This window comes from Dyella sp. SG609 (assembly GCF_012275375.1).
Lineage (GTDB): Bacteria > Pseudomonadota > Gammaproteobacteria > Xanthomonadales > Rhodanobacteraceae > Dyella_D > Dyella_D marensis.
On record NZ_JAAZQJ010000008.1, the window covers coordinates 225,663 to 239,044 of the forward strand.

13 protein-coding genes are annotated in these 13,382 nt (G+C 69.1%); 6 read left to right on the plus strand and 7 right to left on the minus strand.

What is annotated here, in order from left to right; genetic code table 11:
- Positions 1 to 65: 65 nt before the first annotated feature.
- Positions 66 to 1,208 carry a hypothetical protein gene (locus FHW85_RS15670; protein ID WP_168648867.1) on the minus strand — a complete coding sequence of 381 codons (1,143 nt, stop codon included), beginning with the start codon at positions 1,206 to 1,208 and terminating at the stop codon, positions 66 to 68.
- 117 nt (positions 1,209 to 1,325) lie between these two features.
- Here FHW85_RS15670 and FHW85_RS15675 point away from each other — a divergent pair, with 117 nt between their 5' ends.
- Both FHW85_RS15675 and FHW85_RS15680 read left to right on the plus strand, forming a co-directional pair.
- Positions 1,326 to 2,609 carry an acetyl-CoA C-acetyltransferase gene (locus FHW85_RS15675; protein WP_168648868.1) on the plus strand — a complete coding sequence of 428 codons (1,284 nt, stop codon included), beginning with the start codon at positions 1,326 to 1,328 and terminating at the stop codon, positions 2,607 to 2,609.
- A 9-nt stretch (positions 2,610 to 2,618) separates the two neighbouring features.
- Positions 2,619 to 3,143 carry an energy transducer TonB gene (locus tag FHW85_RS15680; RefSeq protein ID WP_168648869.1) on the plus strand — a complete coding sequence of 175 codons (525 nt, stop codon included), beginning with the start codon at positions 2,619 to 2,621 and terminating at the stop codon, positions 3,141 to 3,143.
- Between the two features lie 15 nt (positions 3,144 to 3,158).
- On the opposite strand, the gene FHW85_RS15685 is transcribed toward FHW85_RS15680, so the two are convergent.
- From FHW85_RS15685 to FHW85_RS15705, 5 genes are all read right to left on the minus strand, one after another.
- Positions 3,159 to 5,063: a phospholipase D family protein gene (locus tag FHW85_RS15685; RefSeq protein ID WP_168648870.1), complete on the minus strand. Its 1,905-nt coding sequence runs from the start codon at positions 5,061 to 5,063 to the stop codon at positions 3,159 to 3,161.
- A 77-nt stretch (positions 5,064 to 5,140) separates the two neighbouring features.
- The gene (locus FHW85_RS15690) at positions 5,141 to 5,755 is read right to left on the minus strand and encodes a YceI family protein (RefSeq protein ID WP_168648871.1); all 615 of its coding nucleotides are present in this window, start codon (positions 5,753 to 5,755) and stop codon (positions 5,141 to 5,143) included.
- A complete protein-coding gene (locus FHW85_RS15695; RefSeq protein ID WP_167252787.1) occupies positions 5,752 to 6,240 on the minus strand; it encodes a histidine phosphatase family protein in 489 nt (162 codons plus the stop codon). Before FHW85_RS15695 ends, FHW85_RS15690 begins: the two co-directional genes overlap by 4 nt.
- A gap of 25 nt (positions 6,241 to 6,265) precedes the next feature.
- The gene (locus tag FHW85_RS15700) at positions 6,266 to 6,901 is read right to left on the minus strand and encodes a ParA family protein (protein ID WP_168648872.1); all 636 of its coding nucleotides are present in this window, start codon (positions 6,899 to 6,901) and stop codon (positions 6,266 to 6,268) included.
- An 80-nt stretch (positions 6,902 to 6,981) separates the two neighbouring features.
- A complete protein-coding gene (locus FHW85_RS15705) occupies positions 6,982 to 8,028 on the minus strand; it encodes a hypothetical protein (RefSeq protein WP_167252785.1) in 1,047 nt (348 codons plus the stop codon).
- A gap of 189 nt (positions 8,029 to 8,217) precedes the next feature.
- On the opposite strand from FHW85_RS15705, the gene FHW85_RS15710 reads away from it, so the two are divergent.
- Positions 8,218 to 8,415, plus strand: a complete 198-nt coding sequence (locus FHW85_RS15710; RefSeq protein ID WP_167252784.1) for an antitermination protein NusB — start codon at positions 8,218 to 8,220, stop codon at positions 8,413 to 8,415.
- A gap of 64 nt (positions 8,416 to 8,479) precedes the next feature.
- Here the strand turns inward: FHW85_RS15710 and speE are convergent, their stop codons facing one another.
- Positions 8,480 to 9,331, minus strand: coding sequence for a polyamine aminopropyltransferase (gene speE, locus FHW85_RS15715; protein ID WP_167252783.1), 852 nt, complete (start codon positions 9,329 to 9,331; stop codon positions 8,480 to 8,482).
- A gap of 281 nt (positions 9,332 to 9,612) precedes the next feature.
- Between speE and speA the strand changes: the two genes are divergently transcribed.
- The 3 genes from speA to FHW85_RS15730 all read left to right on the plus strand — a co-directional run bounded on the left by speA (position 9,613) and on the right by FHW85_RS15730 (position 13,382).
- Positions 9,613 to 11,502 carry a biosynthetic arginine decarboxylase gene (gene speA, locus FHW85_RS15720; protein ID WP_168648873.1) on the plus strand — a complete coding sequence of 630 codons (1,890 nt, stop codon included), beginning with the start codon at positions 9,613 to 9,615 and terminating at the stop codon, positions 11,500 to 11,502.
- 240 nt (positions 11,503 to 11,742) lie between these two features.
- Positions 11,743 to 12,531 carry a 3-hydroxybutyrate dehydrogenase gene (locus tag FHW85_RS15725; RefSeq protein WP_168648874.1) on the plus strand — a complete coding sequence of 263 codons (789 nt, stop codon included), beginning with the start codon at positions 11,743 to 11,745 and terminating at the stop codon, positions 12,529 to 12,531.
- A 107-nt stretch (positions 12,532 to 12,638) separates the two neighbouring features.
- Positions 12,639 to 13,382, plus strand: a complete 744-nt coding sequence (locus FHW85_RS15730; RefSeq protein WP_167252780.1) for an acetoacetate decarboxylase — start codon at positions 12,639 to 12,641, stop codon at positions 13,380 to 13,382.

A 13,382-nucleotide genomic window follows, 5' to 3' on the forward strand; every position in this document is an offset into this window, starting at 1 on the left:
CGACCCCGATAAGGTGAAGGAAATGTCTAAGCCGCCGTACTTTTCTGAAGTGTGCCTTGCGGGCCTCAGTGCAGCGGTTCGGCCGGCGCGCCCAGGCGGCCGGACTCATCCAGCACGATGCGCCCCAGGGCGTGCAGCTCGGTGGCGATGCCGCTGCGCTCGGCCAGCGCGGCGACCAGCGGACCCAGTGCGCGCGGCTGCAGCGGATAGCCATTGGCCAGCACGCGTGCGCGGCCGTTCTCGCCGCGCTGGGCCAGGGTCACCGCGATCACGCCCAGGCCCGGCGCCTCATGCGCATGCAGGCGCGCCTCGCCGTAGGCCGGGTCGAGCGCACCGAACACTTCCAGCAGATAACCGGGCTCGGCCGCGGTGGCGGTGGCGTCGATCGATTCGAGCGCTTGCGGAATGCGATGGGCATCGAGCAGGGCCACGTACTGGCGCAGCTCGAACACGATGCCGGCCAGCTCATGCGCGCGCTGTGCCGGCTCGATCGCCTGCGCCGCGGCCCAGTCGGCCGGCGACTGGATCCACACCTTGCCCTCGGCATAGCGCAGCGCCAGGCCGCGGGCGGTGAGGGTGGTTTCCTCGCGGTAGGGCGTGAGCAGCGCGCATTCCAGCAGCGACCACAGCGCGGCGAGGTTGACGTGCTCGTACTGCACGCAGGTCATCGCCAGCAGGTCGTTGCGGCTGAGGTACCGCGCATGTTCCAGGCGCACACCCAGCGTGCGCATCAGCCAGTCCGAGCTGCGCGCGCCGGCTTCGCCGCGGCCGACCAGTTCCACTTCCAGGCGCTCGGCCAGTTCCTCGGCCAGCGCCTCGGGGGCGAGCAGGCTCAGCGGCAGCAGGCGCATCGGGCCGTCGGCGTAGCCGCGTTCCGGCTCCAGCGGCTGGGCCGGCATGCGGCCGTCGTGGGTGCCGAAGGCGACCACGTTGTCCAGGTGGCCGCGCGGCACGCGGCGGGCCAGCTCGTCCAGCGTGGCCCAGACGGGAAAGCCGGGGCGCAGCAGTTCCACCGCGTCGAACAGCGCCCCGGCCACGGCTAGGCGGCACTGCTCCACCTGCGGCACCAGCGCGTGCAGGTCGGCGGCGGCCAGGGCGGCCAGTTCGGCGGCCTCGTCGCGGCTCAGCGTGAGGCGGTCCGGCGTCTCGCCGGGCGACAGCTCCAGCGCGAGCACGATGGGCAGGGCGACCAGCGACGAGGCTTCCACGTGGGCGAATCCGAACGGCAAAGAACCGGGAGTCTAGCATTCACTTAACACGGGCTTTCGCGCGCTGGCGGGGCGCGCTAGCCTTGAACGCTCGGCCCGGCAGGAACCTTCTAGGACATGGACAACACCTCCAAGCGCGTCGGTGTGATCGGCGGCATCCGCATTCCCTTCTGCCGCAACAACACCGCGTATGCCGACGTCGGCAATTTCGGCATGTCGGTCAAGGTGCTCGGCGCCCTGGTCGAACGCTTCCGCCTGCATGGCGAGGAGCTGGGCGAAGTGGCGATGGGCGCGGTGATCAAGCATTCCTCGGAATGGAACCTGGCGCGCGAGGCGGTGCTGTCCTCGGGACTGGCGCCGACCACCCCCGGCATCACCACGGCGCGCGCCTGCGGCACCTCGCTGGACAACGCCATCATCATCGCCAACAAGATCGCCACCGGGCAGATCGAGGCCGGCATCGCCGGCGGCTCGGACACCACCAGCGACGTGCCGATCGTGCTGGGCGAGCGCTTCCGCAAGCGCCTGCTGGCGATCAACCGCGCCAAGGGCTGGCAGGACAAGATGGCCGCCTTCACCCGCGGCTTCTCGCTGAAGGAACTCAAGCCCTCCTTTCCCGGCGTGGCCGAGCCGCGCACCGGCATGTCGATGGGCGACCACTGCGAGCGCATGGCCAAGGAATGGCATATCGGCCGCGAGCCGCAGGACCGCCTGGCGCTGGAAAGCCACCAGAAGCTGGCCGCCGCCTACGAGGCCGGTTTCTTCGACGACCTGGTGGTGCCGTTCCGCGGCCTGAAGCGCGACGGCTTCCTGCGTCCGGACTCCACCATGGAGAAGCTCGGTACGCTCAAGCCCGCGTTCGACAAGATCTCCGGCCACGGCACGCTCACCGCCGGCAATTCCACCGGCCTTTCCGACGGCGCCGCCGCGGTGCTGCTGGGCAACGACGAATGGGCGGCCAGGCGCGGCCTGAAGGTGCAGGCGTATTTCCTCGACGCGGAAGTGGCGGCGGTGGACTTCGTGCACGGCGAGGGCCTGCTGATGGCGCCCACCGTGGCGGTGCCGCGCATGCTGGCGCGCCATGGGCTGAGCCTGCAGGACTTCGACTTCTACGAGATCCACGAAGCCTTCGCCGCCCAGGTGCTGTGCACGCTGCGCGCGTGGGAGAGCGAAACCTACTGCCGCAACCGCCTCGGGCTGGACCAGCCGCTGGGCAGCATCGACCCGGCCAAGCTCAACGTGCACGGCTCCAGCCTCGCCGTGGGCCACCCGTTCGCCGCCACCGGCGCGCGCATCATCGCCACCCTGGCCAAGCTGCTGGAAGAGAAGGGTTCGGGCCGCGGCCTGATCTCGATCTGCACCGCCGGCGGCATGGGCGTCACCGCCATCCTCGAGCGCTGAGGCACCGCCATGTTCCGCCTGCGCACCACCACCGCCCTGAGCCTGCTGGCACTGGCCGTGGGCGTGGCCGGTACCGCATGGCTGAGCGAACAGACCGCAGGCTGGAAGGGGCCGGAGCGGATCGCCGCCAGGCGCTCCGCCGCACCGGCCGAGCCGGCGCATCCACGCCTGGCTGCCGTGCCGCGGCGTCCCGCCCATGCCGTGCATCTGCCGCCGGTGGATGCCGAGCAGGCTATCGCCGCACCGGCGGCCGTAGACACGCCGACGCTGACGCCCATCGAGATGCCGCAGGCGCCCAGCTCGATCTTCAGCCGCCGCGTCGCGCGCGCCGGCCTGGTGGTGCTGCATCTCTCGGTCGACGGCCAGGGCCATGTCACGCACGCCGCGGTGGACCAGTCCAGCGGCGATCCGGCCCTGGACCAGGAGGCCGTGCAGACCGTGCAGGGCTGGCGCTTCGCCGTGCCGGCCGACCACCCCGAAGGCCTCAGCGGCAACCTGCCGATGCGCTTCGCCGCGGACGACCGCCAGGCCTGATCCGGCCTCGGCCGATCAAAGAATCCCGTTGGCCCCGGCGCCGAACGCCGTCAGCAGGCGCGTATAGATCAGCTTGGGCGGGCTGGCCACTTCCGGGAAATCGCCCACCGCCTCGTAGCAGCTGAAGAAGTTCGGGTCGCTCGGCCGCATCGGCGTGCAGCCCTGCTTGAGCTGATAGCTGGTGGCGTAGCGGTACGGCCAGAAATCGAACAGCGGCAGGGCGGCGGAGATGTCGCCGATGGCGGCGCTCAGGTCCGACAGCAACGGAATGGAGCGCTGGCGCGGTCCGATCACCCAGGCGTTCTCCGGCTCGGTCTCGCGCATGATCGCCGTGCGCAGCTGCTGTGCGAAGGCGGCGTCGTACACGATCACGCCGGCCTCGGTGTTGTAGTGGTCCGAGCGCGGGTCGAAGTTGTGCGAGCCGACCATGGCGAAGCGGTCGTCCACCACGATGGACTTGGCATGCAGGCCGAAGCGCCGGCCCGCGCTGAGCAGCGGCGCCGGCCGGTTGCGCTTGCCGCCGCGGCCGAGCAGGGTGCGCGCCTCCACGCCCACGTAGCGGCGCTTGCTGGCTGGCTTGCCGGCGGTGGGTCTGGCATCGCTGGCGGTGTCGTCGTCGGGGCCGTCGTCCGAGCTGGCCCAGGCGTTGTCCTGCGCGGGGCCGAGCGCGCGCGGCTTCAGTTCGTAGATCTCGAAGCCGTATTCCTTGAGATAGCGCTTGCGGTGCTTGTACGACATCGCATACACCGCGAACGCGTCGGTGGAGGCCAGCGAATTGGTGGAGACCACGATGCGCGGCGGCGCGTCCTGCTTCTGCAGCCGGTCGAAGATCTTCCGCGCGCGCTTGCTCATTACGAGGTAGGGCGTCTGCAGCACCACTTCCTGCTTGGCCGAGCCGACCATGCGCATCACGTTGGCGGTGAATTCGCGGGCGGCGCGTTCGCGCGGTTGGTCGGTCTTGGCCGGCAGGTCGCTGAAGAATTCCACCGGCGCGGTGGTGCGCAGGGTGGGCGCCACCAGGTATTCGTCCAGCCAGTCCGGGTCGTCGGCTTCTTCCTGCACGCGCGCCACGCGCTGCGGGTGCAGGTACACCGGCTCGCGCCAGGGCGAGGGCGTGCCGTCGACAAGCAAGCGATAGATGTCGCGCAGATGGGTCAGCGGCACCGAGCGCTTGTGTGCCCAGAAACGCTCGAAGGTCTCGCCCATCGCCTGCGCGGCGGGGCCGCCGACCATCACGTCGCGGTCGACGTAGTCGAAGTCGTTGTCCCAGTCGAAATAGCGGTCCTGGTAGTTGCGCCCGCCGGTGATGCCGATGCTGTTGTCCACCAGCAGGATCTTGTTGTGCATGCGCTGGTTGAACTTGTAGAAGCAGCACACGATGCCGGCGGCGAATTCCAGCGGCGAGGTTTCCGACTTGTGGAAGGTCGGGTTGTACAGCCGGATCTGCAGGTTCTCGTGCGCCCGCGCCAGGCGGGTCAGCCACACGCTGTCGTTGAAGGAGAACAGCTGGTCGGCCAGCACGCGCACCTTCACGCCGCGGCGCGCGGCGCGCACCAGTTCGTCCAGGATCAGCTGGCCGGCATCGTCCTGGTCCCAGATGTAGATCTGGATGTCGATCGAGTGCTTCGCCGCGCGGATCAGGTTGATGCGCGCCACCATTGCCGGCTCGCTGTCGTTGAGCAGGGTGACCACGTGCACCGGTGCCTGCGCGGTGGAGGCGGCGATCGCGGCGCTGGCGGCATCCAGCAGGGGCGAGGCTTCGGCGCAGGCGGTGCCGGGGTTGTCGCAGTCGATCCGGTGGTCGGTCTGCGCGGCCACGATGGCGTCGGCACGGCGGATCTTCGCCGCCGACAGGCTGCATCCCGGCAGCAGGGTCGAGGCGAGCAGCAGAAGGAGAACGCACGTCCAGCGCGGTGACATTCCGCGATGATAAATAACCCCGGGGCATTCCGTCGCCGGTCCACCGGCCGGCGCGCGGGCGCCGGGCCAGCGCGCGTTCATGACCCGCTGCTGGCGGGCGCGCGGTCGATGGCGATGACCAGCCCGAGGCGGACCTGGTCGGACAAGGCGGTGCGATGCCCGGTCATGCCGAACTCGCTGCGCTGGATGTCGCCGCGCGCTTCGATGCGGCAGTCGCTGGGGTTGGTGAGGATGGACTCGTTCAGCGGACAGGGCGAGGGCAGCAGCTCGAAGCGTGCCGGCCGCGATATGCCGCGCAAGGTGAGCGTGCCGAACAGCTCGCCGCCATGTTCCAGCGCGGCCACCGGCACCGGCTCGGAGACGAAGTGGATGGTGGGGTAGCGCTCGGCGTCGAAGAATTCCGGCGCCATCACCCAGCGGCGGAAGCGCTCGGACGACATGCGGATGCTGTCCACCGCGATATGCGCGTCGACCACGGCCACGTCGCGCCGGGCGCTCAGGGTCACGTCGCCGTCGATGCGCTCGAAGCTGCCGGTGACCTGGGTGAGCCACAGCAGGCGCACGCCGAATTCGGCGTGCGAGCGGGCCGGGTCGATGCGGTAGTCGGCGGCGTGGAGCGAGGCGGCCGCGGCAGCGAGAACGAGGCAGGCGGCGGCGCGCTGGCCAGGCCAGCGGCGGCGCGGGCGGCTCACGGCGACCAGAAAGCTTCCAGGCGGGCGTGGCCCGGTTCGAAGCCCTCGTCCGAATGGAACACCGCGATGCCGGCCGGCGGCATGCCGCGGTATTCGTCGGAACGTCCCTCGGCCAGCAGCGCGACGAGGCGCTCGATGCCGGGGTTGTGGCCGACCAGCAGCACCGAATCGGCGTCGCTGTGGTCGTCCAGCAGGGCCAGCAGCTCGCCCTGGGTGGCCTCGTAGATGTCTTCGCACAGCTCCGGCTCCGGCGCGCCGTTCACTTCGGCCAGCGCCAGCGTGGCGGTGGCGCGGGTGCGCTCGGAGGGCGAGCAGAGCACGCGGCTGGGCCGCTGCTGGCCATGCCGTTTCAGCCATTGCTCGAGCCAGCGGCCCGCGGCGCGGGCCTCCTGCTCGCCACGTCCGCTCAGGCGGCGGCCTAGGTCGTCGCCCCCGGGCTGCGAGGGCTGGGCTTCGGCGTGGCGCAACAGGATGAGTTCTCGCATGGACGGCTCCGGGACGGACGGTGAATTAATGCTGGCGCTTGATCCAGCGCAGGAGTTGTTTCCAGTCTTCCTGGTGGTTGCGCACCTGCTCGGAGGCATAGTCGAAGATGCCCTTGCCGAGCGCGGTGAGCAGCACGTAGGCCTGGCTGTCGCGCAGCTCGGCCACCAGCGGGAACGGCGCGTCGGCGGCGAGCCGCTCCATCGCGTCCTGGCTGGCATGGGTCCACGGCTTGAGGCGGTTGCCGACCAGGCCCACCGGCAGCTTGCCGCGCTTGATGCGCGGGATCTCCCCGAGGTGGGCGAGGAAGTCCATGGTGGCGTCCATGTCGAAGCTGGACGGCAGCACCGGCACCAGCAGCACGCTGGCCTGTTCCAGGTAGGGTTCCAGCTCGCGCTCGTGCGAGCCGGCGGGTGTGTCGATCAGGGTGCGCTGGGTGTCTTCGGGAAGCTTTTCCAGCGCCTTGCGGCTGCCTTCCACGGCGAGCACGCCGGGGACGTTCTGTTCGGCGCGCCGCGCCGCCCAGCGGAAGCTGGAGCCTTGCCGGTCGACGTCCACGATGGCCGTGTGCTTGCCGTCCTGCGCCCAGTGCGAAGCCAGCTGGGTGACCAGCGTGCTCTTGCCGCAACCGCCCTTGCTGCTTGCCACCAGCACCGTCAGCATGCGCCGCCCCTTCGTTTCGAGGTGGGCCAAGGGTACACGGGAAGAGGGAACCGGCAACAGCGCGCCGCGTGCGCCAGTGCTCAGCCTTTCGCCTGCGCCTGCCCGGCGCCGGCCGGCTTCTGGCTGTCCCAGTCCGCCGGCGCATCCGTCGGGATCTTGTAGTCGCGCAACGCCGCCAGCACCAGGCTCATCTCGGTACCGCCGTTGCGCGCCAGCGCCAGCAGGTGCTGGGCCAGGGCCAGGTCGCCCTGCGCGCGGGCCGACAGCTGGGCGAAGTTCTGCACCTGCCAGACCAGGTTGCGGCGTGCGTGCCTGGCGTCTTCCTGCTGCGACGGATCGGCGGCCAGCACCTCGCGCAGATGCAGGCCCAGCGAGCGGGCCAGCGGGCTGGAACCCCACTCGAGCAGGCGGCCGAGCTTGAGGCAGTCCTCTTTCAGCGCGGCATCGTCGCCGGCGTTCTCGCACAGCCGCGAGGTGGCCTGCAGGCCCGGCTGCGGCTGGGTGGCGGCCATGCCGAAGACCAGGGTCAGCTCGACGCCGGCGGCGCCGGTGGGCGAGGACGGATCGATGGTCGCGGCCGGCGGCGGCAAGGTGCTGACGTTGGCGGCCAGGGCCTTGAGGCTGGTGCCGGTGTAGTCGTCGTAGAGCTTGGCGGCGGCGGCCTTGGCCAGGTCCTCGCGCGCGGCCTGGTCCTTGCCGTCGTGGTGGTCCTGGCCCAGCTTGAGCAGCCACACGGCGGCGTTGTCCGGCGCCTGCTGGCCCAGCGCGGCCAGCGCGTCGGCGTTGGGGCAGGCGTCGGCCTTGGCGTCGCAGTCGCTCAGGCGCAGCCAGGTCACGGCGGGGGTGGTGTCCTCGGCTTTGGATGCGCGCTCGATCAGGGTATGGAAGTCGTTGTACTTCGGCTGGTTGGGCAGCGGGCGGGCGAGCAGGGCGGCGCCGAGCAGGGGCATGGCGTCCGCGCGCGGGGCCAGCACGCTGATCAGGTCGCGCTGGAAGGCCAGCAGCGCGTCGTTGCGCGCATCGCCGGCCTTGGCGGGCACCGGCTTGGTGGAAGCCTGCTTGGCGGCGACCGGGGCGATCGACAGGACACCGGCCAGGCCCAAAGCGAGATAGCGCCATCCGCGCATGCTGTTCTCCATCCGCAAAACGAAGCGGCCAGCATACTTATTCAGCATTAAGCCTGCCTGATCCTGCGAACGCGCGCGGCCGCCGCGCGCTTCCACGCTTGTTAGCATGGCCCTTCACCGATTCGGCCGCGCACCCGCGCGCCACCACTATGCTTCGGGCGCGCTCGCGCGCCGCGCACGGGAGAGACGATGGATCAGATAGCGATCATGGCCGACGGGCGAGCCCCCTGGTTCGTGGGCTGGGGCACCCTGGCGTTGATCAATGCGGGCCTGGCCCAGGGCAAGAATCGCAGCGGCCTGGTGTGGTTCCTGGTGTCGCTGCTGCTGGGGCCGATCGCGACCCTGGTGCTGGTGCTGCTGCCGAAGGTGCGTTCGACGCTGTTCTGAGTGTCCCCCCGGAAACGCAAAAACCCGCCCCGCGTGGCCGCGAGGCGGGTTGCAGGCGGCGGGCTTATTCGCCCAGCGCTTCCTTCATGAACTCCGGCATCGCCAGCGCGCCCTTGTGGATCTCGGCGTTGTAGTAGCGGGTGGGGAAGTTCTTGCTCAGCGCGCCGCGCTCGCGGAAGCCGGCCAGGTCGCCGCCCTTGCGCACCATGGTGCAGCTCCACCAGCCGGTGGGGTAGCAGGGCTGCGGGAACGGCAGGGTCTTCACCGCGCTGAAGCCGGCGGTGCGCATGGACGAGCGCATCGACTTGATCAGTTCGATGTGCGCCAGCGGCGACTCGCTCTGCTGCACCAGGATGCCGCCGTGGCGCAGGGCCTTGTAGCAGCTGGCGTAGAAGGCGGCGTTGAACAGGCCTTCGGCGGGGCCGACCGGGTCGGTCGAGTCGACGATGATCAGGTCCAGCGATTCCGGCTCGGCCTCGGCCATGTACTTGATGCCGTCGATGAACAGCAGTTCGGCGCGCGGATCGTGGTTGGCCTCGCACAGCTCGGGGAAGTACTGCTCGGCCAGGCGCGTGACGCGCTCGTCGATCTCCACCTGCACGGCCGATTCCACTTCCTCGTGCTTGAGCACTTCGCGCAGCGTGCCGCAATCGCCGCCGCCGATGATCACCACGCGCTTGGCGCGCGCATGGGTGAACAGCGCCGGGTGGGTCATCATCTCGTGGTAAAGGAAGTTGTCGCGGCTGGTCAGCATCACGCAGCCGTCGATCACCATCAGGTTGCCCCAGTCGGTGGTCTGGTAGATCTCGATGGTCTGGAACGGGGTTTTCTCGGCATGAAGCAGCTTCTCCACGCGGTAACCGATGGAGGAGCCGGAGGCCTGGTGGGCCTCGGTGAACCAGCTGGGCTGCGACATGGCGTGTGTTCCTGTTCCTGACGTCACGGTGGGCAAAGAGGCGCAATTGTAGCCGTTCCGGGCCCCGGCGTACCGGGCGCGGATGCCGCATGGTCACATTCGGCCATTACAATAGGCGGCCGTCCCGCCTGCGACCGGTCGCAGCGGGACCGTAGAGTCCGATCCGGCCCCGCGGCGTGCGAGGCTTCCGGCCGGCCGGCTTCTTCCTCGTCAAGGCTCGCCGCTGCGACGACATGACCGACGGGCGCCCCGCGCCCGCTGACCCCAAGGAATACCCGTCCATGTCGAAGCACTGGAACGCCGATGCCGCCCGCCACACCTACGCCGTCCCGCATTGGGGCGACGGCTATGTGGACGTGGACGAGCAAGGCCATATCGTGATGCGCCCGCGCGGCGCCGGCGGCCCGGCCCTGTCGCTGCCGGCCATCGTCGACCGCGCCCGCGCCGAAGGCCTGCGCCTGCCGCTGCTGGTGCGCTTCCCCGACATCCTCGCCGACCGCCTGGCGCGCCTGCAGGGCGCCTTCGCCAAGGCCACCGCGGAGTGGAACTACGGTGGCGGCTACACCGCGGTGTATCCGATCAAGGTCAATCAGCAGCGCGGCGTGGCCGGCGAGCTGGTGGCCGCCGGCGAGCACGGCTTCGGCCTGGAAGCCGGCTCCAAGCCCGAACTGATGGCCGTGCTGGCGATGGCGCGGCCCGGCTCGATCGTGGTGTGCAACGGCTACAAGGACCGCGAATACGTGCGCCTGGCGCTGATCGGCCGCAAGCTCGGCCTGCGCGTGCACATCGTGATCGAGAAGCTCTCCGAGCTCGATCACGTCTTCGCCGAAGCCAAGGCCCTGAACGTGGAGCCGCTGCTGGGCGTGCGCGTGCGCCTGGCCTCGATCGGCGCCGGCAAATGGCAGAACACCGGCGGCGACAAGGGCAAGTTCGGCCTGTCGCCGAACCAGGTGCTGACCCTGGTGCGCCGCCTCGACGAGGCGGGCCTCAAGCACACCCTGAAGCTGCAGCATTTCCACATGGGCTCGCAGATCTCCAACGTGCGCGACATCGCCGCCGGCATGCGCGAGGCCACGCGCTACTACGTGGAGCTGATCCGCATGGGCGTGCCGCTGGAAATCGTCGACGTCGGCGGCGGCCTGGGCGTGGACTACGAAGGCTCGCGCTCGCGCAGCCACAACTCGATCAACTATTCGATCGAGCAGTACGCCTCCACCATCGTGCAGTCGCTGGCCGAAGCCGTGGCCGAGGAAGGCCTGGACGCGCCGCACATCGTCACCGAGGCCGGCCGCGCCATGACCGCGCACCATGCGGTGATGGTGGTCAACGTCACCGAAGTGGAAGAAGTGCCCGCCGGCAGCATCCCGCCGCCGCGCGAGGAGGAACCGGCCGTGCTGCGCCGCCTGCGCGAGACCTACGAGGAACTGGGCGCGCGCCCCGCGCTGGAACTGTTCCACGAGGCCCAGCACCACCTCAACGAAGGCCAGACCCTGTACGCGCTGGGCCAGCTGGCGCTGGAAGACCGCGCGCAGCTGGACGAGATGTACTACGCCATCGCCAACGCGGTGCGCCTGCGCCTGCTGCCGGCCGAGCGCTCGCATCGCCAGGCGCTGGACGAGCTGGACGAGAAGCTGGTGGACAAGTACTTCGTCAACTTCTCGGTGTTCGAGTCGGTGCCGGACATCTGGGCGATCGAGCAGATCTTCCCGATCGCGCCGATCGCGCGCCTGGACGAAGCGCCGACCCGCCGCGGCGTGATCGTCGACCTCACCTGCGATTCGGACGGCCGCATCGACCACTACGTCGACGCCGAAGGCGTGGACGTGAGCCTGCCGCTGCACGCGCTGCGCGAGGACGAAAGCTATCGCCTCGGTATCTTCATGGTCGGCGCGTACCAGGAAACCCTGGGCGACATCCACAATCTGTTCGGCGACACCGACGCGGTGAACGTGCGGGTGGACGGCGACTCGTATGTTTTTGCGCATCGCCGCCGCGGCGACACCACCGACCTGATGCTCGACTATGTCGGCTACGATCTGGATGCCCTGCGCCGCAGCTACCGCGAACGCATCGCGGCCGCGGGTGTCGAAGGCGCGCAGGCGGAGCAGCTGTTTGTCACATTGAACGATGGCTTGACCGGCTATACGTACCTGTCGGAAGGCGCGCACTAAACATGCTCGTCATTCCGGCGCAGGCCGGAATCCAGTAGCGGTATCGGCAGGTTTTCGCGAAAGGCTTCATTCAACGCTTTCGCAAAAACCCGGCACTGTCGCTACTGGATTCCGGCCTACGCCGGAATGACGGCGTAGGGAAGGTTCTTCGTGATGTCCATTCGTCGCATGGATGCGGCATCCCAGCTGTGCGAGCCTTCGTCGTCTCCCGCATCCCCTAGCGAATTCGAAGGAGTGGTTATGGCAGCAAGTCTCGAAGGCAAGGTCGCTCTGATCACCGGTGCCGCCAGCGGCCTGGGCAAGGCCATCGCGGAGCTCTATGCGAAGAACGGCTGCGCCGTGGCGATCGCGGACATCAACCAGCAGGCCGCCGATGCGGCAGCGGCGGAGATCAATGCGGCCGGCGGCAAGGCGGTCGGCATCGCCATGGACGTCACCGACGAAGCGGCGGTGAATGCCGGCACCGACAAGGCGGTCGCCGCCTTCGGTGCGCTGGACATCCTGATCTCCAACGCCGGCGTGCAGATCATCAATCCGATCGACCAGTTCGCCTTCGCCGACTGGAAGAAGATGCTGGCGATCCACCTGGACGGCGGCTTCCTCACCACCAAGGCCGCGCTCAAGCACATGTATCAGGGGGACCGCGGCGGCACCGTCATCTACATGGGTTCCGTGCATTCGCACGAAGCGTCGAAGCTGAAGTCGGCCTACGTCACCGCCAAGCACGGCCTGCTGGGCCTGGCCCGCACGCTGGCGAAGGAAGGCGCGGCGCACAACGTGCGTTCGCACGTGATCTGCCCCGGCTTCGTGCGCACGCCGCTGGTGGAGAAGCAGATTCCCGAGCAGGCCAAGGAACTGGGCATCAGCGAAGCGGAAGTGATCAAGAACGTGATGCTGAAGGACACGGTGGACGGCACCTTCACCACCGTCGAGGACATCGCGCAGACCGCGCTGTTCCTCGCCGCGTTCCCGTCGGCCGCGCTGACCGGCCAGTCGGTCGTGGTCAGCCACGGCTGGTACATGCAGTAAGCGTCGCGCGCCTGCCCGGCGAGTGCCGGGCAGGCGTCGTTTTTCTATTGCATGCAGCGTGCGCCCTGCCGGCGCGCGCCTGACGGGATCGCCAGGAGGATGGCTCGATGAAGATCGCCGACGTCAAGGCCAATGCGTTCGCCATGCCGCTGACCAGCCCCGCGTTTCCGCGCGGGCCCTATCGTTTCGTCAACCGCGAGTTCCTGGTCATCACCTACCGCACCGACCTCGACGCGCTGCGCGCCGTGGTGCCGGAGCCGCTGGAGATCACCGAGCCGCTGGTGAAGTACGAATTCATCCGCATGCCCGATTCCACCGGCTTCGGCGACTACACCGAGTCGGGCCAGGTGATACCGGTGAGTTTCCGCGGCGTGCACGGCGGCTACGTGCATTCGATGTATTTGAACGACCATCCGCCGATCGCCGGCGGCCGCGAGCTGTGGGGCTTCCCCAAGAAACTGGCCAGCCCGGTGCTGGAAACCGAGATCGACACCCTGGTCGGCACGCTCGACTACGGCAAGGTGCGCGTGGCCAAGGCCACCATGGGCTTCAAGCACGCCGAGGCCGACCGCGCCGCGGTGCTCGCGTCGCTGGCTGCGCCGAATTTCCTGCTCAAGATCATCCCGCACGTGGACGGCAGCCCGCGCATCTGCGAGCTGGTGCGCTACTTCACCACCAATGTCACGCTCAAGGGCGCCTGGACCGGACCGGCCGCGCTGGAGCTGCACTCGCATGCGCTGGCGCCGGTGGCGGACCTGCCGGTGCTTAAAGTTGAATCGGCGCTGCACTTCATCACCGATCTGACCCTGGACCTGGGCGAAGTGGTGTACGACTACCTGGCGGAGGCTTGA

Bases quoted from the DNA above. Each gene is read 5' to 3' on its own strand.
- speE (WP_167252783.1), bottom strand. From the start codon at position 9,331: ATGTCGCAGCCCAGCTGGTTCACCGAGGCCCACCAGGCCTCCGGCTCC.
- FHW85_RS15685 (WP_168648870.1), bottom strand. From the start codon at position 5,063: ATGTCACCGCGCTGGACGTGCGTTCTCCTTCTGCTGCTCGCCTCGACC.
- FHW85_RS15700 (WP_168648872.1), bottom strand. From the start codon at position 6,901: ATGCTGACGGTGCTGGTGGCAAGCAGCAAGGGCGGTTGCGGCAAGAGC.
- FHW85_RS15705 (WP_167252785.1), bottom strand. From the start codon at position 8,028: ATGCGCGGATGGCGCTATCTCGCTTTGGGCCTGGCCGGTGTCCTGTCG.
- FHW85_RS15675 (WP_168648868.1), top strand. From the start codon at position 1,326: ATGGACAACACCTCCAAGCGCGTCGGTGTGATCGGCGGCATCCGCATT.
- FHW85_RS15725 (WP_168648874.1), top strand. From the start codon at position 11,743: ATGGCAGCAAGTCTCGAAGGCAAGGTCGCTCTGATCACCGGTGCCGCC.
- FHW85_RS15730 (WP_167252780.1), top strand. From the start codon at position 12,639: ATGAAGATCGCCGACGTCAAGGCCAATGCGTTCGCCATGCCGCTGACC.
- speA (WP_168648873.1), top strand. From the start codon at position 9,613: ATGTCGAAGCACTGGAACGCCGATGCCGCCCGCCACACCTACGCCGTC.
- FHW85_RS15710 (WP_167252784.1), top strand. From the start codon at position 8,218: ATGGATCAGATAGCGATCATGGCCGACGGGCGAGCCCCCTGGTTCGTG.
- FHW85_RS15680 (WP_168648869.1), top strand. From the start codon at position 2,619: ATGTTCCGCCTGCGCACCACCACCGCCCTGAGCCTGCTGGCACTGGCC.
- FHW85_RS15695 (WP_167252787.1), bottom strand. From the start codon at position 6,240: ATGCGAGAACTCATCCTGTTGCGCCACGCCGAAGCCCAGCCCTCGCAG.